This window comes from Yeosuana marina (genome assembly GCF_011762485.1).
In the GTDB taxonomy this organism is placed as follows: Bacteria; Bacteroidota; Bacteroidia; order Flavobacteriales; family Flavobacteriaceae; genus Yeosuana; species Yeosuana marina.
This window is the reverse complement of the sequence record NZ_JAAKGI010000002.1, coordinates 83,930-102,433: the sequence shown is the minus strand read 5'-3', so window position 1 is coordinate 102,433 and position 18,504 is coordinate 83,930. Positions and strand designations below refer to the sequence as shown.

At 31.1% G+C, this 18,504-nt stretch carries 19 protein-coding genes and 1 other RNA gene; 6 read left to right on the top strand and 14 right to left on the bottom strand.

Annotated features, from left to right (window positions below; all coding sequences use genetic code 11):
* Positions 1-21: 21 nt before the first annotated feature.
* The gene (locus tag G5V56_RS03415; RefSeq protein WP_166961459.1) at positions 22-954 is read right to left on the bottom strand and encodes a nuclear transport factor 2 family protein; all 933 of its coding nucleotides are present in this window, start codon (positions 952-954) and stop codon (positions 22-24) included.
* A gap of 96 nt (positions 955-1,050) precedes the next feature.
* Positions 1,051-2,337: an NAD(P)/FAD-dependent oxidoreductase gene (locus G5V56_RS03410; RefSeq protein ID WP_166961456.1), complete on the bottom strand. Its 1,287-nt coding sequence runs from the start codon at positions 2,335-2,337 to the stop codon at positions 1,051-1,053.
* Positions 2,338-2,453: 116 nt separating this feature from the next.
* Between G5V56_RS03410 and lpdA the strand changes: the two genes are divergently transcribed.
* The gene (gene lpdA, locus G5V56_RS03405) at positions 2,454-3,830 is read left to right on the top strand and encodes a dihydrolipoyl dehydrogenase (protein ID WP_166961453.1); all 1,377 of its coding nucleotides are present in this window, start codon (positions 2,454-2,456) and stop codon (positions 3,828-3,830) included.
* A gap of 425 nt (positions 3,831-4,255) precedes the next feature.
* Here the strand turns inward: lpdA and G5V56_RS03400 are convergent, their stop codons facing one another.
* From G5V56_RS03400 to G5V56_RS03370, 8 genes are all read right to left on the bottom strand, one after another.
* The gene (locus G5V56_RS03400; RefSeq protein ID WP_166961450.1) at positions 4,256-5,065 is read right to left on the bottom strand and encodes a mechanosensitive ion channel family protein; all 810 of its coding nucleotides are present in this window, start codon (positions 5,063-5,065) and stop codon (positions 4,256-4,258) included.
* 25 nt (positions 5,066-5,090) lie between these two features.
* Positions 5,091-5,264: a hypothetical protein gene (locus G5V56_RS03395; RefSeq protein WP_166961447.1), complete on the bottom strand. Its 174-nt coding sequence runs from the start codon at positions 5,262-5,264 to the stop codon at positions 5,091-5,093.
* Complete coding sequence (locus tag G5V56_RS19165) at positions 5,248-5,391, bottom strand: sigma factor-like helix-turn-helix DNA-binding protein (RefSeq protein ID WP_317166390.1); 144 nt, start codon at positions 5,389-5,391, stop codon at positions 5,248-5,250. Before G5V56_RS19165 ends, G5V56_RS03395 begins: the two co-directional genes overlap by 17 nt.
* A gap of 86 nt (positions 5,392-5,477) precedes the next feature.
* A complete protein-coding gene (locus G5V56_RS19160; protein WP_317166389.1) occupies positions 5,478-5,837 on the bottom strand; it encodes an RNA polymerase sigma factor in 360 nt (119 codons plus the stop codon).
* Between the two features lie 252 nt (positions 5,838-6,089).
* On the bottom strand, positions 6,090-6,536 hold the full coding sequence (locus G5V56_RS03385) for a PorT family protein (RefSeq protein ID WP_166961444.1): 447 nt from the start codon (positions 6,534-6,536) through the stop codon (positions 6,090-6,092).
* Complete coding sequence (locus tag G5V56_RS03380; protein ID WP_166961441.1) at positions 6,533-7,039, bottom strand: hypothetical protein; 507 nt, start codon at positions 7,037-7,039, stop codon at positions 6,533-6,535. The genes G5V56_RS03385 and G5V56_RS03380 overlap by 4 nt, the downstream gene beginning before the upstream one ends.
* A 134-nt stretch (positions 7,040-7,173) precedes the next feature.
* Positions 7,174-7,590, bottom strand: a complete 417-nt coding sequence (aroQ, locus tag G5V56_RS03375) for a type II 3-dehydroquinate dehydratase (RefSeq protein WP_166961438.1) — start codon at positions 7,588-7,590, stop codon at positions 7,174-7,176.
* Between the two features lie 74 nt (positions 7,591-7,664).
* The gene (locus G5V56_RS03370) at positions 7,665-8,168 is read right to left on the bottom strand and encodes an outer membrane beta-barrel protein (protein ID WP_166961435.1); all 504 of its coding nucleotides are present in this window, start codon (positions 8,166-8,168) and stop codon (positions 7,665-7,667) included.
* 164 nt (positions 8,169-8,332) lie between these two features.
* Between G5V56_RS03370 and G5V56_RS03365 the strand changes: the two genes are divergently transcribed.
* Both G5V56_RS03365 and G5V56_RS03360 read left to right on the top strand, forming a co-directional pair.
* Complete coding sequence (locus G5V56_RS03365) at positions 8,333-9,229, top strand: site-specific tyrosine recombinase (RefSeq protein WP_166961432.1); 897 nt, start codon at positions 8,333-8,335, stop codon at positions 9,227-9,229.
* Positions 9,230-9,331: 102 nt separating this feature from the next.
* Positions 9,332-10,462, top strand: a complete 1,131-nt coding sequence (locus tag G5V56_RS03360; protein ID WP_166961429.1) for a sensor histidine kinase — start codon at positions 9,332-9,334, stop codon at positions 10,460-10,462.
* Positions 10,463-10,486: 24 nt separating this feature from the next.
* Here G5V56_RS03360 and rny read toward each other — a convergent pair whose 3' ends face one another.
* From rny to G5V56_RS03340, 4 genes are all read right to left on the bottom strand, one after another.
* The gene (rny, locus tag G5V56_RS03355) at positions 10,487-12,061 is read right to left on the bottom strand and encodes a ribonuclease Y (protein WP_166961426.1); all 1,575 of its coding nucleotides are present in this window, start codon (positions 12,059-12,061) and stop codon (positions 10,487-10,489) included.
* Between the two features lie 56 nt (positions 12,062-12,117).
* A non-coding RNA gene (ssrS, locus tag G5V56_RS03350) (6S RNA) lies at positions 12,118-12,224 on the bottom strand.
* Positions 12,225-12,279: 55 nt separating this feature from the next.
* Positions 12,280-12,573, bottom strand: a complete 294-nt coding sequence (locus G5V56_RS03345; protein WP_166961423.1) for a cell division protein ZapA — start codon at positions 12,571-12,573, stop codon at positions 12,280-12,282.
* A gap of 15 nt (positions 12,574-12,588) precedes the next feature.
* Entirely contained in the window at positions 12,589-12,879 is a 291-nt protein-coding gene (locus G5V56_RS03340; protein ID WP_166961420.1) for a hypothetical protein, read from the bottom strand.
* Between the two features lie 223 nt (positions 12,880-13,102).
* Here G5V56_RS03340 and G5V56_RS03335 point away from each other — a divergent pair, with 223 nt between their 5' ends.
* Genes G5V56_RS03335 through G5V56_RS03325 form a run of 3 tightly spaced genes read left to right on the top strand, consistent with a single transcriptional unit; the run spans position 13,103 to position 18,468 of the window.
* Positions 13,103-14,788, top strand: a complete 1,686-nt coding sequence (locus G5V56_RS03335) for a M23 family metallopeptidase (RefSeq protein ID WP_166961417.1) — start codon at positions 13,103-13,105, stop codon at positions 14,786-14,788.
* Between the two features lie 56 nt (positions 14,789-14,844).
* Positions 14,845-17,265, top strand: a complete 2,421-nt coding sequence (locus G5V56_RS03330) for a TonB-dependent receptor (protein ID WP_166962141.1) — start codon at positions 14,845-14,847, stop codon at positions 17,263-17,265.
* 36 nt (positions 17,266-17,301) lie between these two features.
* Positions 17,302-18,468 (top strand): endonuclease/exonuclease/phosphatase family protein, encoded by a 1,167-nt coding sequence (locus tag G5V56_RS03325; RefSeq protein ID WP_166961414.1) that lies wholly within the window; start codon positions 17,302-17,304, stop codon positions 18,466-18,468.
* Positions 18,469-18,504: the final 36 nt, after the last annotated feature.

The window sequence follows — 18,504 nt, the reverse complement described above, 5'->3', positions numbered from 1 at the left end:
CATGTAAGCAATTTACACTTATTATTTTGCAGCCATAGCTTGGGTTGTGTAATATCCCATTTCATTAGTAATCATACCGTCATCATTAAAATTATGAACTAGCATAACTGGAATCGTTATTTTTTTACCATCCGATTTTCTTTTTACTCTAAAATCCCACCAAGATTGTACAACTTTCGCATTTCCTAATTCATATTCTAAATAATCAGGATATCCACGAACATCGATACTTTCGATGGTCCAATTATCTAACATCTTAGTAAATCCTTCTTTTTCTTCTGCGACGGTATGAAATTCATCATTAGCCATATCTAAATTAGAAAATCTTGCATCATCAGTAAAAAAACTAAAGGCTTTATCAACATCACTATGCTCTAAAGCAGCAACCATTCTTAGTACTTTATTAATATTTTCATGATGATTATATAAAGTACCGTTAGTTCTTGGTGCAAAACTTTGTCTAAGGTTACTCCAAATAGCATCATCATCATACGTTATCATTCTCAGTATTTTATTGTCTTTATTTACAACAAATAATCTGTGAATAGGTTGGTCTATTTTTACACCAGTCTCATCATGAACACCTCTTAAATAGTCCCAAGTTTGCACCCATAAACCATCATCGCCATTATATTCTATGGCATCTGGATAGGCTTCACCTTGTCTAGCAATACTTAAATACGAAATGTTTTTACTCCAAAAATCAGAATTTTTTAAAAAGTTTGATTTAGATTGCCCTTTAGCATCTGGATTATTGTTCATACCGTTAAAGGCCCTAAAGTCATCGGCCAAATAGCCCGCTAATGCAATAGTGTCGCCTTTTATAAAAGCTTGTTGCATAGCTTCAACTACAGTAATAGCAGGATGTTCTTTGTAAATGGTTCCGTTTTTTTTCTTTTGTGAAAACATGACGACAGAAAATATCATCATGGCAATTGTGATCTGTTTTTTCATTTTGGTTATTTTTGGTTGGTTAATTCTATAAACTTAAACAAAATATTGTAAATCAGAAAGTTATTTCTGGTTTTTTATTTTTTGAAGGATTTAAGTCTATTCTGGTTTAAATTTCTTTTTAAACGGTCTAATAATTAAACGAGCTTCTCTATCAAACCTAATGTAGTTATAAACCCAATTTATAAAAACCACCACGCGATTTCTGAATCCTATTAAAAAAAATAAATGAACAAACATCCAGACATACCAAGCAAAAACACCTTGAAACTTAAAATGTTTTAAATCGACCACCGCTTTATTTCTTCCTATCGTAGCCATAGCCCCTTTATCTTTGTACATAAAAGGCATCATAGGCTTCTGTTCTATAAGTTGAAGCAAATTATCCCCTAACTGGTGACCTTGCTGTATGGCAGGCTGAGCCATCATAGGTAATCCTCCTGGAAACTGGTCGCTTTCCATGCAAGCTACATCGCCAATAGCAAAAATGTGGTTAAAGCCTTTAACTTGATTGAATTCATTTACTACAATTCGATTCCCTTTAGTTATGTAGTCAGATCCGTCAATTCCTTTTATAATAGCTCCTTTTACTCCTGCTGCCCAAATAAAGGTAGCCGTTTCAAAGATGATGTCTGTATTTGTTGTGACCGTTTTACCATCATAATTGGTAACCCTTACATTTTTCCAAATATTTACCCCTAATTTCTCTAAAAAATCTTCAGCTTTCTTTGAAGCATTTTCACTCATCTCTTTAAGAATTCGGTCACCAGACTGAATTAAATTAATTTGTACGGAACGCGTATCTAAATCTGGATAATCTTTCGGTAAAATACCCTTTTTTATTTCAGCCAAAGCGCCTGCTAACTCCACACCTGTAGGGCCGGCTCCAACAATTACAAAATTCATTAAAGCATTGCGTTCGTTCAAATCTGAAGTTAAAAGCGCATCTTCAAAATTCTCTAATATTAAACTTCTTAAATTAAGCGATTGTGGTATGGTTTTCATAGCCATACTATGCTTTTCAATATCTGAATTTCCAAAATAATTAGTCTTTGATCCTGAAGCGATAACCAAATAATCAAACTTCAATACACCAATATCAGTAACAACTTCATTAGTCTCTGTTTTAATTTCAGTAACATTTGCTAGCCTAAAATGAAAATTGGTAAAATGCTTAAGTATTTTCCGAATTGGATACGCTATAGAATCTGGCTCTAATCCACCTGTAGACACTTGATATAACAAGGGCTGAAACGTATGATAATTATGTTTATCAAGCAAGACCACTTGAACTTCTTGCTTCGATAATTTTTTTGCTAAAGAAATTCCTGCAAACCCTCCACCTATAATAATAATTCGAGGATAACTAGTTCTAGGTATATTCATATTCTAATTCTTGCGCAGTAAAGGTAACAAAAGATTCAAATTTATAAGGCTCTAAATTCTTTATTCAAAATACGTTTCGTAAATTCGTGCCCTGATTTAATGATTAAATAATTCTCATGAGTAAATACGATATTATTGTTCTAGGAAGTGGTCCTGGTGGTTACGTAACAGCTATTAGAGCCTCACAGTTAGGTTTTAAAACCGCTATAGTTGAAAAAGAAAGTCTTGGTGGTGTTTGTTTAAATTGGGGATGTATCCCAACAAAAGCTTTATTAAAATCTGCACAAGTTTTTGAATATTTAAAACATGCTGATGATTATGGTTTGTCTGTTAAGGATTATGATAAAGATTTTGATGCCGTGGTAAAACGTAGCCGTGGTGTTGCCGAAGGCATGAGTAAAGGTGTTCAATTTTTAATGAAAAAGAACAAGATTGATGTCATTAACGGTTTTGGAAAACTTAAGCCAGGTAAAAAAGTTGAAGTTGATGGTACCGAATATAGTGCCGATCATATTATTGTAGCAACGGGAGCTCGCTCTCGCGAATTGCCTAGTTTACCTCAAGATGGAAAGAAAGTTATTGGTTACAGAGAAGCTATGACTTTACCAAAGCAACCAAAAAAAATGATTGTAGTTGGATCGGGTGCTATTGGTGTTGAATTTGCCTATTTCTATAATTCAATGGGAACAGATGTAACTATTGTTGAATTCTTACCTAATGTAGTTCCTGTTGAAGATGAAGATGTTTCTAAGCAATTAGAGCGTTCTTTTAAAAAGATTGGGATTAAGATTATGACCTCTTCTGAAGTTACGAAAGTTGACACGTCTGGCGATGGTGTTAAAGCTACTGTAAAAACAAGTAAAGGAGAAGAAGTGCTTGAAGCCGATATTATTTTAAGTGCTGTAGGTATTAAAACAAATATTGAAAATATTGGACTTGAAGAAGTAGGTATTGCAACAGATAGAGATAAAATATTAGTTAATGATTTTTACCAAACAAATATCCCTGGGTATTACGCCATTGGTGATGTAACTCCTGGTCAAGCCTTAGCACACGTAGCATCTGCAGAAGGTATTTTATGTGTTGAAAAAATTGCGGGACAACATGTTGAAGCTTTAGATTATGGAAATATTCCAGGTTGTACCTATTGTACACCTGAAATAGCAAGTGTAGGGTTAACCGAAAAACAAGCTAAAGAAAAAGGGTTTGATATTAAAGTTGGAAAATTCCCGTTCTCAGCCTCTGGTAAAGCAAGTGCTGGCGGTAACAAAGATGGCTTTGTAAAAGTGATTTTTGATGCTAAATATGGTGAGTGGTTAGGTTGCCATATGATAGGAGCCGGTGTTACCGATATGATTGCTGAAGCAGTTTTAGGAAGAAAACTGGAAACTACAGGACATGAAGTTTTAAAAACAGTGCATCCCCACCCTACAATGAGTGAAGCGGTTATGGAAGCTGTTGCTGACGCTTATGATGAAGTGATTCATTTATAAAACTAAATATAATTTCTCAAACAAAGAAAGGGCTTGATTGGAGAGATCAAGCCCTTTTTACTACAATTAAAAATAATTATCCCAAATTACCCCTAAATTAATTGCAGCTTTCAAGTAACCAACCAACCTTAAGATTACTTGAATAATCCCTCATTCAAAAATTCATGTATAGGTTGGAAATATTTTATTTATTCATTTATTTCTTTTTTTTTAAATTCTTATCATTCTTATCTTTTAAATTTAATTTATAAAATTGGATAAAAGATGTTTTATAATCTTTTCTAGCTCCATATATAAGAATTAGTAAAAACAATAAGATACTAATTTGTATAATTATAAAGATGATACTAAGACTGTCCTTCATAAAATGGATATTAAACTAATTCTATTATTATGACACCCTTTTATTTAAAAAGACACTTTTTTTAATTTAAAATTTCAATTTTTTTATTAGTAATATATTTAACGGGATACACCACTTTTTTATTGGCAAAAGAAACAACCATTGCAATATTTTCAATGGAAACGATAACACCTTCTTCTCCATCAATTTGAATTCTTTGACCAACATTAAAATTTCGCTTAGAATAAAAACCTAATAATAGTCTGAATATAATATCTCTAGACCCCAATCCAAAAGCAATTGTAAAGGCAGCTAAAATTGCGCCTAATATTAAAAACAAGTTGCTTGTTACTATTTCTGTATTTAATCCTAATTGGTTTAATGTCATGATAGATACCATTAAAGCAAGAACAATAAAGATAATTTGACTAATAGCTTTAGAACCATTAATATCTATAGCTTTTAATAAAGACTGTACTGATTTTTTTAAATATGTAGCACCATAAATACCTAATATAAAAATGACTAATGCACTAAAAATTTTAGGTAGATAATTAATCAATTTACTCACCTCGTTAGATATTAAGTCTAAACCTAAAAGGTCTGAACCAACAATAACAAAAACCAAGATTAAAAACCATTTAATAAATATTATTATTATTTTTTCTGGTTTAATATTTAATGTTGCACTTAAAAAGGGAACTTCATTAATTTTTTTAGTGAGATGATTTATTTTAGTAATATTCAGAGATTTTTTAACAACGTAAAGAACTATTTTCAAAATAAGCCAGGAAACAATAATAAATAAAAGCCCAAAAACTATTTTGGGAAATACTTTATATATGTTATTCATTAATTCTTCTAAAAGCCTTAAGTCTAGTTTCGTATTCATTTGTTATAATTTTAGAGAGTTTAGTTTATTTCTTTTTATTGGATTTCAAGATATCATTAACTGCATCAGGATATTTTATGGCGAATAAATCTGTGAAATCTAAGGTCAATTTAATCAAGTCAATATCACTCATTACTTTTTTCTTAATGACCTCTGGTAACTTTTCGTTATGTAATACTTTTTTAAACGGATTTTCCATAATAAAAAGTTTTATAAATTTTAATTAGTCTACTCTTAGCCCTACTCAATCTCATCTTAACAGCACTTTTTCCTATTTCTAATGTTTTTTGTATATCTTCTATCGTCATATCATCTTGATATTTCATAAAAAGAATCATTTTATCATTAGGGTCCATAAGCTCTAAACTCTTCTGCAGACTATCAGATTTCAATTCATATATAAACTCATCCTTTATTTCTGATAAACTTCTGAAAAATCATTTATATCTTCCGTTGTTAAAAATTTATCTTTTCGTTTATTTAAATCTCTTTGAACATAATTAACACAATGGTTATACGTAAAAGAATAAAGCCAAGTAGAAAATTTAGATTTATGATTAAACGTTTTAAGTTTTATAAAGAGTTTTACAAAAATATCATGCGTTAAGTCTTGCGCTTCATTTGTATCTTTAACAAAACTGATACATTTGTTGTAAACTACATGAGAGTACCTATCATAAATAACTGAAAACAATTGTGAACTTTTATTATTTACGATTAAAGTTACCAACTCTTCATCGGTTATTGAATTATCTACAATTATCTCTTCCAACTGAAAATTTTATGTACAGTTATTTAGACACAAGTTTTTATCATAGGTCACCCCTGTACAGTTATTTTTTTTAAAGGATGCAAATAAAATACCATAATGTTAATTTACAGCTAACTTTTGAGATAATTTTTAAATTTCAATCAATTAAAGAACTAACAAATAGCAAGAAAGATCTCTGTAATCGAACTTTTAATTAAGTTTTTTGGAATTTATAGAAAGAAAAAAAGCGATTCAAATTGAATCACTTTTTTTTTAAAATTTAATTTTTGTACCAAAGTTAAATGAGCTTTTAGAACCAAAAGTATAATCTGTTTCAATAGGAATTTCTTCTGTTAACCTATAATTGTATCTAGCATATAATAGCGAGCTTTTAGAAACATCATATTGAACACCAAAAGTTATATATGCAGATTTTGCCGTTAAATTTTCTCTACCATATCTAAGTAAATCAAATTTAGGTCCTATTAAAAAACTAAACTTTTTTGTTACATTATACTTAAAAAGCAATGGAAATTCAAAAGTCTTAAAGTCTACCTCTGTTCTTGAATTCATTTCTTGTTGAAATACGAAATTCTTAGTCAATCTAATTTGTGTAAAATAGGCTTTATAATAATTTGAATTATTTGAGGTTTCTTTATCTTGACACAATGCCATATTCATGGAAAACAATATAAAAGCTATGGCAATTTTAATTTTCATAATTTGAATTCTATCCCAAGTGAAAGCATATCAATAGTAGAAGTCATTAATTCATAATCTAATTTAGCCACTCTGTATCCTAAAACAACATCCATAGATTTAGAAATTCCATATTGAATTTTTGGCGCAAAATACAATCCACTTCCGTATGCAGGAGATCTAACAGGAATAGCATAACCAAAATCTGTAGCTAAAGTAACTTTTTTAGAAATATTAAAACGATTCGTTAAAGCAATAGGCAATATAGAAACTTGTTCTGTTTCTAAAATTCTTAGACTCCCAGAATTAAATGCTGGTCGTTTAAACCAATGTGAAAACCCTGTGGTTAAACCTACATCAAATTTTTCAGTAATATTAAAAATATAGCTGGCATCAAATGACGCCGAGTATTGATGTGAAGAACTAATAGGTAATCCTGCAGCAAATCCCACTTTAAATTCTTGCGCATTCATACTAACAAAACATAAAGTAGATAGTGTTAAACAAAGTAACATTTTTTTCATAATAGATTTAATTTTAAAGATTAATAAATCAAATCTAATTCAAAAACTTGTTAAAATTCTCACAAGTAAGTGATAAATAAAACAAAAGAATACGTTAATATTATGTGAAAAATCTTAACCTAAAATGGAGACTATTATAAAAAGCTTTGAATAGCCAACTCATAGCTCTGCAATCCAAAACCTAAAATAACACCTTTGGCATTGGGAGAAATATACGATTGGTGACGAAACTCTTCCCTATTAAAGGTATTGGAAATATGAACTTCCACAACAGGTGTTTCAATTGCTTTTACTGCATCTCCTATACCAATTGACGTGTGCGTATAGGCCGCTGCGTTTAAAACAATACCATCATAACTAAATCCAACTTCTTGAATTTTATCAATAAGCTCTCCTTCAATATTCGACTGAAAATAATCAATATCTACTTTAGAATACTTTTGTTTTACTTTTTCTAAAAACTCATTAAAAGTTAAACTTCCGTAAATTGCTGGCTCTCGTTTGCCTAACAAATTTAAATTTGGACCATTTATGATGATTACTTTTTTCATGAAGTAAAGATATTAATTTTTGAGCATAAAAAAGGAAGCAAATTTGCTTCCTTTTTATCATCTATTATAATCTCTTATAGACCAAACTCAACTCCTAAATTAATAGAACTAAAAGTTCCTCCATCAACACTTATTCCTTTATATGCTAAAACTATATCTAAGGATTCACTTACTCCATACTGTAACTTTGGAGCATAATAAAATCCACCATCATTTCCTGAAGGACTAATACCCAATGCATATCCTAAATCAGCACCAATTATAAAATCTTCTGATACATTAAAACGTCCTGCAGCAGCTATTGGAAAAAAACCTGCATCATCTCCTTTTATACTGCCACCTCCTGGTATATCGTAACTTTTTGCTAAATAATGAGAATATCCAGCAGTTATTCCTGCGTCAAATTCTTCAGAAACTTGCCATAAATAATTAGCATCTACACCAATATTTAATGAGTAAAAATCTTTAATATCTCCTGTAGGAAGACCTAAATTTACTCCAACTTTAAATCCGCTTTGAGCATTAGCTCCTGTAATTGACAAAGCGGTAAAAACAGCTAAGAATAATAATTTTTTCATAATTTTTAAAAGTTATTTTGATTATTTCAAAGCAAACTAAGTTCTTTTTTATCATATTAACAAATAATTTCTTATATTTTTACTCATTTAATCCGAATAATTTGCATTTCAAGGAGTTGTTTATTTACTTAATTATATAATGTAATTATATTATTTTTACATCTATGAAATGGCTACACGCACTTAAAGATTATCAACTCTATTTAAAAATAGAACGTGGACTTTCTAAAAACTCTATTGATAATTATGTACTTGATGTCAAAAAACTAATTGCCTATTTGGAAGAGAATCACATAACCCTCACTCCTATTTCGATTACACCAGATATTATTCAGCAGTTTATTTATAGCATCGCCAAAGAGCTTAATGAACGAACTCAATCTAGAATTATATCTGGATTACGTAGTTTTTTTAGTTATTTAGTGTTTGAAGATTATAGGAATTCAAATCCTTTAGAACTTGTTGAATCTCCAAAAATTGGCAGAAAACTTCCGGACACATTAAGCGAATTTGAAATTGACACCATCATTGGAGCAATCGATTTAAGTACTCCTGAAGGTGAACGAAATCGCGCTATTCTGGAAACCTTATATGGCTGTGGCTTACGTGTAAGTGAATTAACTAATTTAAAACTATCCGATTTATTTTTTGACGAAGGCTTTATTAAAGTAACTGGTAAAGGTGACAAACAACGCTTTGTACCTATAGTAGGGACTACTCAAAAATATATAAACATCTATAAAAACCAAATTAGACCTCACATACCAATACAACCTAACTATGAAGATACATTATTTCTAAACAGACGAGGTAAACAGCTAACTAGAGCCATGATTTTCACTATTATTAAACAACTTGCAGAAAAAATCGGACTTAAAAAAAGTATTTCGCCACATACCTTTCGTCATTCGTTTGCTACACATTTATTACAAAACAATGCCGATTTGCGTTCTATTCAAATGATGTTAGGTCATGAAAGTATAACAACCACCGAAATCTATGTACATTTAGATAAGGGACATCTGTCTAAAATTGTAGAAAAGTATCATCCAAGAAAATAATTGCATTTCATCTGATAAATTAACATTTTAATCGATTATTTGTTATCTTTACAATATTATTTTTCTTAAAAAGAAGAATAAAGCTCTCAAATCTTTAGTTAAATGAATCATAACGTTAAAGACTCCATTAATTTTGATGAATTAAAATGGCAATTTGCTCTAAAAAATTCAAATATTGGCATTTGGGATTATGATGCTAATTTAAATCGCGTATTTTTTTCAGAAGAATCAAAAAGAATAATTGGTTTTAATACCAATGAGTTTGGATCTAATCCTAACGATTGGAACGATAGAGTGCATCCAGAAGATAAACAGAAATATTTTAAAGATTTTGAAGATCATCTCAACGGATTAACTCCTTTTTATGAAAATGAACATCGAATATTATGCAAAGACAACACCTATAAATGGGTATTAGATAAAGGCAAAATAATTGAAAAAGATGATGAAGGTAAACCTACAAGAATAATAGGCATACATCTCGATATTACGCAACAAAAAGAAGATGAACTCGCTAAGGTTAAATCGCTTAAATTAATCATTGAAAAGAATAACAAACTTAATAATTTTGCCCATATTGTAACTCATAATTTAAAGTCACATGCAGCAAATTTTGAAAACCTTTTAGAGTTTTATGATGAGGCAGAATCAGATGAAGAAAAAGAAGAGTTGATAACTCATTTAAAAACTGTTTCTCAATCGTTATCCAAAACAATATATAATTTAAATGAAATAGTATCGATTCAGAATAATAAGTCTGACGATGTACAAAATTTAAATGTGTACGAGTATATTAACAACTCGTTAATTTTGTTGGAAGTAGAAATTACCAAATCTAATGCTAGAATTATAAATAAGGTTGATCCATCAATTTCTATCGATTTCAATCCTGCGTATTTAGAAAGCGTTTTTCAGAATTTATTGTCTAACGCAATAAAATACAAACATCCAGATAGAGATCCTTATATCCTGTTTAATTCTACTGTTAGTAACGACAATATTATAATTACCATTCAAGATAATGGTATAGGAATCGATATGGAAAAATATGGAAAGGAAGTTTTTAAATTATATAGAACTTTTCATTATAATGAAAATTCAGAAGGTGTTGGTCTGTATCTTATAAAAAACCATGTAGAAACTTTCAATGGAACAATAGAAGTAGAAAGCAAGGTAAATGAAGGTTCTACTTTTATCATCAAATTTCCAATTAACAAAAAAAATCCAGTTTAATTAAACTGGATTTTTTTTGAGTACTTATTTTGCAATATTAACCGCTCGTGTTTCTCTAATAACAGTCACTTTTACTTGACCAGGATACGTCATATCCGTTTGAACTTTTTGTGAAATACTAAAAGACAAATCTGCAGCTTTCTGGTCATCGACCTTTTCACTTTCAACAATCACACGTAATTCTCTTCCTGCTTGAATTGCATACGCTTTTTTAACACCTTGGAATCCAAAAGCGATATCTTCTAAATCTTTTAAACGTTGAATATAACTATCTAAAACCTGACGTCTTGCTCCTGGACGTGCTCCTGAAATAGCATCACAAACCTGAATAATTGGTGATATTAATGATTTCATTTCAACTTCATCATGATGGGCTCCAATAGCATTACATACTTCTGGTAGTTCACCAAATTTTTCTGCCCATTGCATTCCTAAAATAGCATGTGGAGTTTCCATATCTGCTTCAGCATCTGGCACTTTACCTATATCATGTAGTAACCCTGCACGTTTAGCTAGTTTAGGATTTAAACCTAGCTCAGCTGCCATAACACCGCAAAGTTTAGCAACTTCACGCGAATGTTGTAATAGGTTTTGACCATAAGAAGAACGGTATTTCATTCTTCCAACCATTTTAATAAGTTCTGGATGCAAATTATGAATTCCTAAATCGATAACGGTTCGTTTTCCAACCTCTATGATTTCTTGTTCTATTTGTTTTTTGGTTTTTTTAACGACTTCTTCAATTCTGGCAGGATGAATCCTTCCATCGGTCACTAATTTGTGTAAAGACAATCGTGCTATTTCACGTCTTACAGAATCAAAACAAGATAAGATGATTGCTTCCGGCGTATCATCAACAATTATTTCTACACCAGTCGCTGCTTCAATCGCTCTAATGTTGCGTCCTTCACGACCAATAATACGACCTTTTACATCATCTGATTCTATATTAAATACAGACACACAGTTATCAACAGCTTCTTCTGTTCCTATTCGTTGAATGGTATTAATAATAATTTTCTTAGCCTCTTGTTGTGCTGTTAACTTAGCTTCTTCAACGGTAGCTTGTACATAAGCCATGGCATCGCTTTTAGCCTCTCCTTTTAAAGATTCTATCAACTGTGCTTTAGCATCTTCAGCAGATAAACTAGAAATAACTTCTAATTGCTCTACTTGACTTCTGTGTAGCCTATCAATCTCCACTTGCTTCTTATCTAGTATGTCTAGTCTATGGTCATAATCTTTAATCTTAGCATCAATCTCATCGTTAAGTTTCTTGCTTTTAGCCAATTCAGAGGATACTTGAGATTCTTTATCACGAGTACGTTTTTCCGCTTCAGCTATTTTTTTGTCACGTGATAAAATAACTTTTTCATGCTCCGCTTTAAGCTCTAAAAATTTCTCTTTAGCCTGCAGTATTTTATCTTTCTTTATTGACTCTCCTTCGCTATTAGCTTCTTTAAGAATAGAAGCTGCACTTTTTTTAGCTCCCTTAATGAGCTTCGAAGCATTGTTTTTTTCTAATGTTTTTGCAATGATAAATCCTATTAGTACTCCTAAAAGAATTCCTCCTACAATTAATATAATTGGGTTATCCATGATAATTAGTTAGTGTTTATATATAAAAAAGCCTACACCAGTATAAAGTTTTGTATAAACTCCTTAAAAACAAGTTTAGGGCTAACAAGCTGATCAAGGATCTGCTCAAGGCAGCTTGCTTTTACAACTTAAACTCACCCTTTTTAAAGAATTAACGTTGAGTTTATCAAAAAAAATAACCAATGTAGGCAGTAACTTTTAGTTTATTTTAAAGAACGTTAAGAGATTAAGTAAGAATGTAATAAATTATTAAGCGCATTTAATTTGTCTTCAACATGCTCGTTTACATTCTCTTTATCAATAGTTTTCTGTTCAACTTGCGAGGCAAACTGTAAAGCACACATAGCCAACACATCTTGTTTATCTCTAACAGAATAACTTTGCTCAAATTGTTTAATCATTGCTTCAATGTTTTTAGCTGCTTTGCGCAATCCTTCCTCTTGACTTGCCTCAATAGTTAAAGGATATACTCTGTTAGCTATAGACAGCTTTATTTTAAGCTTTTCTGACATTGAATTTATGTTACATTAATCAGCAAGTTGAGCAATACAATGATCAATATCCCTAATTAGTGCGTTTATTTTAAGCTTAGTCTCTCTTTTATTTTCGTCACTACCAAGTATTGTATTTGCCATTTTTAGAGCTTCATATTTTTCTTCCCAAGCTGCAATATGCATCTTTTGATTTTGAATCTCTTGTTTCGAAGCAGCCAACTCGTCATTTAATTTTGAGTTAACTTGCTTTAAAATCTCTAGTTTATGTAAAACCTTACTGATTTTGTTTTCTAGAGAATCTACAATATCTTCAATATTACTCATTTACAAATTTCAATACCTATCTTACAAAGTTAACATAGATTGCCATAAATTACAATTGTTTTCATAAAAAAAATTAAAAATCATTATTATAACTCATTATCAACACAATGACCCTAATTTTATTTAATACTTTGCATATTTGTAACAAATTAATATTTTTATCAACAATACCAAATGACTATAAAACGTTTAAAAAGTGAATTTGGTATAACCGCAATTTTTTATGAGATTTATCCTTGTCCCTCTATTATTTCTTAGCATATTTTCTAAAGCTCAAAACCCGTATCCGCAAGATTATTTTAGAAATCCTTTAGATATTCCTATCGTCCTCGCTGGTACGTTTGCCGAATTGAGATCTAATCATTTTCATGGGGGTTTAGACATTAAAACGCAGCAACGTGTTGGTTTAAAAGTTCATGCGTCGGCAAGTGGTTTCGTAAGTAGAATAAAAATATCCCATTATGGTTATGGTAAAGCTTTGTATATAACACATCCTAATGGATACACCTCTGTATATGGTCATTTACAGCATTTTAACCCAGAAATTGAAGCATATATTAAAAAACTACAATATAAAAAAGAATCTTATGAAGTAGAAGTATTCCCTCAAGCTGGCGAATTACCTGTTAATCAAGGTGATATCATTGCTTATAGTGGTAACACTGGTGGTTCTGGCGGCCCACATCTTCATTTTGAAATCCGCGATAAAGAAGAACACCCCATAAACCCTATGCTATTTGGGTTTGACATTAAAGATACCTCCAAGCCAATCATTAGTGATTTATATGCCTATCCATTAGGCGATAGTTCGTACGTTAACAACTCAACAGTTAAACAAAAACTGCGCTTAATCCCTATAAAAAGTGGCGACTACGTTGTTGAAAATATTGAAGCTTACGGCGATATTGGTTTTGCTGTTGGAACTACAGACAGACAAGATTTAGCTGCCAATAAAAATGGCGTTTATAATATTCAAACATTTATAAATGGTAACGAGAATTTTGAATTGAACTTTAAATCCTTTGGTTTTGATGAAACGAAATACATCAATAGATTGATAGACTATGAAGTTTATAAAACAAAAAGACAACGTGTACAAAAACTATTTGTAGATAATAATCCGTTAAGTTTATTTGATTCAGTCATTAATAATGGTGTTATTAAAATTAAAGATAGCACCTACTCTGTTTACAAAATTAGGGTATCTGACTTTAAAAAGAATGACACATGGGTAACCTTAACCATTAAGGGAGAAAAAAATAATTCTGTTAAATTTACTAGCCCTAAAACTACACCGTACTATATTTATGCAAACCAAACTACAAACTTAAAAGAAGGTCGTGTTTCTGTAGACATGTATCCAGACACCTTTTATGATGATTTTTATATTGACTTTCATGTGGATAACGATACGCTTAAACTTGATAAAGATACTATTCCGTTAAAGAAAAGTATAAAAATTAGTTATGATGTAAGTAACTATTCTGATGAAGACAAAAACAAACTATATATAGCGGAACTTTTAGGCTATAAAAATTTTCCAGCTTATTCATCAACAAAAAGAAACGGTAACAACTTATACACTTTTACTAAAACACTTGGCACCTATGCCCTCACTATGGACGACGAAAAGCCTAGTGTAAAACCTATCAACTTTAAAGATGGTCAATGGTTAAGTAATTTTAGATATTTAAAACTTAAAATTGATGATGACCTTTCTGGTATTTCAAATTATAGAGCAACTGTAAATGGCAAATGGATTTTAATGGAATATGATTACAAAACAAAAACATTAATACACGATTTTAATGATGGTGTGGTTACCGATACCAAAAACAATTTAAAGGTGATTGTTACGGATAATGTTGGAAATAGCTCTACTTTTGAATCGGTTTTTTATAGGAAATAAAAAAATTGCTTTTGAAAACAAAATCTTTAGTTGTCAATCTGTTCTTATTTACCTTAATGACTTTTGTTGGGCATTCTCAAACAGCTATCATTAAAGGGATTATTCTTGACACTAATAACCAGCCAATTGCCAATGTTAGCATAAAAGCTGGTACTGTTGGAACAGAAACAAATGACAACGGATTTTATATTCTAAACATACCGTCAAACAAAGATGTTTCCATTGAATTCACACACCTTTCACATAAAAAAATAATAAGCACTTTTAATCTCAAAAACGGAGAAACGCTAGAGTTTAATCCCGTAATGAGTTTGTCTATAGAGCAAATAGCAACGGTTGTTATTACTGGAAAAAGTCAAAATACGGTCGAAGGTATTACAACACTAAATCCGGAAACCATCAGGAAAATACCCGGAGCTAATGCCGGTGTAGAAAATTTATTAATGACCTTGCCCGGTGTAAATAACAATAATGAATTAAGCACACAATATGCTGTGCGTGGTGGTAATTTTGATGAAAACTTAGTATACGTTAATGGTATTGAAATTTATCGTCCTTTTTTAGTAAGATCTGGGCAGCAAGAAGGCTTAAGCTTTGTGAATACTGATTTAGTTGAAAATATTGAATTTTCTGCTGGAGGTTTTCAAGCCAAATACGGTGACAAATTATCATCCGTTTTAGATATTACTTATAAAACCCCTTATCAATCTGAAATCAATGCTGATTTGAGTCTCTTAGGAGGTAGTGTTTCCATTGAAGGCGTCAGCAAAGATTCTAAACTCTCTGGCATTGTAGGCATACGTTATCGTAATAATAGTTTACTCGTTAACGCGAAAGAAACACAAACCAATTACGATCCTACTTTTTCAGATGTACAAACCTATCTAACCTATAAGTTTACTAATAAATTTCATTTGAGTTTTTTAGGAAATGCTTCCTTAAACAAGTACAATTATCAACCACAGGCTAGACAAACAAACTTTGGAACTTTAAGCGATCCAATGGCTTTGATTATTTATTATGAAGGTGAAGAAAAAGATCAGTATCAAACGTTATTCGGTGCCTTTAAAGGCACTTATTTTGCGAATGACAAATTAACTATGCATCTTATTGCGTCAACATATCACACGACTGAAGAAGAACACTTTGATATTTTAGCACAATATAATTTGGGTGAAGTAAATTCAAATATAGGCGATGAAAATTTTGGTGATGTAGAATTTAGTGAAGGTATTGGTAGCCAGCTAAACCATGGTAGAAATGATTTAGATGCACTTATTACCAATATTGAGCATAAAGGACAATACAATATTAATGATAATCAAATTGAATGGTCCGTTAAATATACCCACGAAGATATCAGAGATCGTTTGATTGAATGGGAGGTTATTGATTCTGCTGGATTTTCAATTAGACCGCCAAAAACAACACCAATAAACGAACAACCTTACGCATCGTATAGTGGCCCTATAGAACCTTTTCAAAATGTAAGAGCAACAAATAACGCTCAAATAAACAGAATTCAGGCTTACACGCAATGGAGTAAACGCTCAACCATAGGAACTAGCGATGTTTGGTATAATGCTGGTGTTAGAGTTCATAATTGGATGGTTACAGGTGATAACATTTCCTCTTCAAATCAAACTGTATTTAGTCCGCGAGCTCAATTTGCTATTAAGCCGTCCTGGAAAAAAGATATGCTGTTCAGAATTGCAACCGGAATCTATTATCAACCACCATTTTACAAAGAACTTCGTGATTCTGCAGCCACTGTTCAGCCCAACGTAAAAGCGCAAAAATCATTTCATTTGGTTTTAGGAAATGATTATAGTTTTAAAATGTGGGACAGACCTTTTAAGCTAACAACTGAAGCGTATTACAAAAACTTAACCGATGTCAATCCTTATACATTAGAAAATGTTCGTATTCGTTACAGAGCCGATAACAACGCAAAAGCGTATGCCTACGGTTTAGATATGCGATTAAATGGCGAATTTGTTCCTGGAACAGAGTCTTGGTTCAGCTTTGGATATTTAAAAACCGAAGAGAACATTGATAACAAAGGGTATATAGCTAGGCCAACGGATCAGCGCCTGAAATTCGCAGCTTTGTTTCAAGATTACGTACCCAATATTCCTAGCATGAAAATGTATTTAAATTTGGTTTATAACACCGGGCTTCCTGGCGGTTCTCCCAGTTATGCCAATCCATACGAATATCAAAACAGATTACCCGCTTACAAAAGAGCCGATCTTGGTTTACAGTTTGTACTGGTAGATGAAAACAAGCAATTTAAAAGTGGTTGGAAAAAACCATTTAAAGAACTCTCTTTTGGGTTTGAAATTTTCAATATGTTTGATGTTCAAAACTCTATTACGAATACTTGGGTAAGGGATGTTTATACTAAGCGTCAATATGCGATTCCTAATTACTTAACACCGAGAGTTTTTAATGTAAGAACGACCATGAAGTTTTAATTAAATTAAATAACTTTGTATAGTTTATTCATACAAATGAAACGCTTCATACTCATATTCGTTTTACTTTTATCTTTTACGTTATCTGCACAAACCATTAATGATTTGTCGTTTGGAACTAATGATACGTTTGAAGTTATGACTTGGAATATCCAAGAATTTCCAAAAAATAATCAAGCTACCATCTATTATGCAACTCAAATTATAGAAGCTTTAGATGTAGATTTTATAGCTATTCAAGAAATAAGTAACCAAACTGCCTTTAGTGATTTGGTAGATGGTTTGGCTAATTATAATGGTCACTTTGAATCTACTGAATATGATGGGCTAGCTTTTTTATATAAACCAGATGTTATTACAGTAAATCGCGTTTATAGGATATTTGACACCTCTAACTATTGGAATGTATTTCCTAGAGCCCCAATGGTTGTTGATATCGCCTATAACAATCAACATTTATATATTATCAATAATCATTTAAAGTGTTGTGGTGATGGTACATTAAGTTTAGGTGATACAACTGATGAAGAAAACAGACGATATGAAGCCGTTAATCTGCTAAAAAATTATATTGATACAAACCTCCAAAATGAAAATGTTATTCTGGTAGGAGATTTAAATGATGTCTTATCAGATGATACAAATAATAATGTATTTCAAAGTTTGATAGATGATACAAGTAATTACTTGTTCGCAGATCACGATATTGCTTTTGGCAGTAATACTAATTGGTCGTATCCAACATGGCCATCACATTTAGATCATATTTTAATTACCAATGAATTATTTGATGAATTTGAATTAGCAAGTTCAACAACTGAAACTATTAAAATTGACGACTACCTCTCTAATGGATGGACAGAATATGATCAAAATGTTTCCGATCACCGTCCTGTTGCTTTAAAACTGACTTTAGATTCCAATTTAGGTGTTAACGATATTTCTAAAAATCAATCTAGCAAACTAATTAATTATCCAAACCCCTTTAATACTTCAACTACATTTTCATTTAAAAACATATCAGGAAATACTCAAATCGAAATTTTTAATGTTTTCGGACAATCTGTTTTTAATGCTCCTATTGCTAACGGACAAACAAAGTTTCAATGGACAACCCAAGGACTATCTAACGGAATTTACTTTGTTAAGTTAGTATCTGATAAAAAAATAATAGCTCATACAAAAGTTGTATTGGCTAGATAAATTAAACCTTATTTCTCTATCTTTATTACCAATAAT

Bases quoted from the DNA above. Each gene is read 5' to 3' on its own strand.
- G5V56_RS03385 (WP_166961444.1), bottom strand. From the start codon at position 6,536: ATGAAAATTAAAATTGCCATAGCTTTTATATTGTTTTCCATGAATATG.
- G5V56_RS03360 (WP_166961429.1), top strand. From the start codon at position 9,332: ATGAATCATAACGTTAAAGACTCCATTAATTTTGATGAATTAAAATGG.
- rny (WP_166961426.1), bottom strand. From the start codon at position 12,061: ATGGATAACCCAATTATATTAATTGTAGGAGGAATTCTTTTAGGAGTA.
- aroQ (WP_166961438.1), bottom strand. From the start codon at position 7,590: ATGAAAAAAGTAATCATCATAAATGGTCCAAATTTAAATTTGTTAGGC.
- lpdA (WP_166961453.1), top strand. From the start codon at position 2,454: ATGAGTAAATACGATATTATTGTTCTAGGAAGTGGTCCTGGTGGTTAC.
- G5V56_RS03395 (WP_166961447.1), bottom strand. From the start codon at position 5,264: ATGGAAAATCCGTTTAAAAAAGTATTACATAACGAAAAGTTACCAGAG.
- G5V56_RS03365 (WP_166961432.1), top strand. From the start codon at position 8,333: ATGAAATGGCTACACGCACTTAAAGATTATCAACTCTATTTAAAAATA.
- G5V56_RS03400 (WP_166961450.1), bottom strand. From the start codon at position 5,065: ATGAATACGAAACTAGACTTAAGGCTTTTAGAAGAATTAATGAATAAC.
- G5V56_RS03335 (WP_166961417.1), top strand. From the start codon at position 13,103: ATGAGATTTATCCTTGTCCCTCTATTATTTCTTAGCATATTTTCTAAA.
- G5V56_RS03340 (WP_166961420.1), bottom strand. From the start codon at position 12,879: ATGAGTAATATTGAAGATATTGTAGATTCTCTAGAAAACAAAATCAGT.
- G5V56_RS03415 (WP_166961459.1), bottom strand. From the start codon at position 954: ATGAAAAAACAGATCACAATTGCCATGATGATATTTTCTGTCGTCATG.
- G5V56_RS03330 (WP_166962141.1), top strand. From the start codon at position 14,845: ATGACTTTTGTTGGGCATTCTCAAACAGCTATCATTAAAGGGATTATT.
- G5V56_RS03380 (WP_166961441.1), bottom strand. From the start codon at position 7,039: ATGAAAAAAATGTTACTTTGTTTAACACTATCTACTTTATGTTTTGTT.
- G5V56_RS03325 (WP_166961414.1), top strand. From the start codon at position 17,302: ATGAAACGCTTCATACTCATATTCGTTTTACTTTTATCTTTTACGTTA.
- G5V56_RS19165 (WP_317166390.1), bottom strand. From the start codon at position 5,391: ATGAAATATCAAGATGATATGACGATAGAAGATATACAAAAAACATTA.
- G5V56_RS03345 (WP_166961423.1), bottom strand. From the start codon at position 12,573: ATGTCAGAAAAGCTTAAAATAAAGCTGTCTATAGCTAACAGAGTATAT.
- G5V56_RS03410 (WP_166961456.1), bottom strand. From the start codon at position 2,337: ATGAATATACCTAGAACTAGTTATCCTCGAATTATTATTATAGGTGGA.
- G5V56_RS03370 (WP_166961435.1), bottom strand. From the start codon at position 8,168: ATGAAAAAATTATTATTCTTAGCTGTTTTTACCGCTTTGTCAATTACA.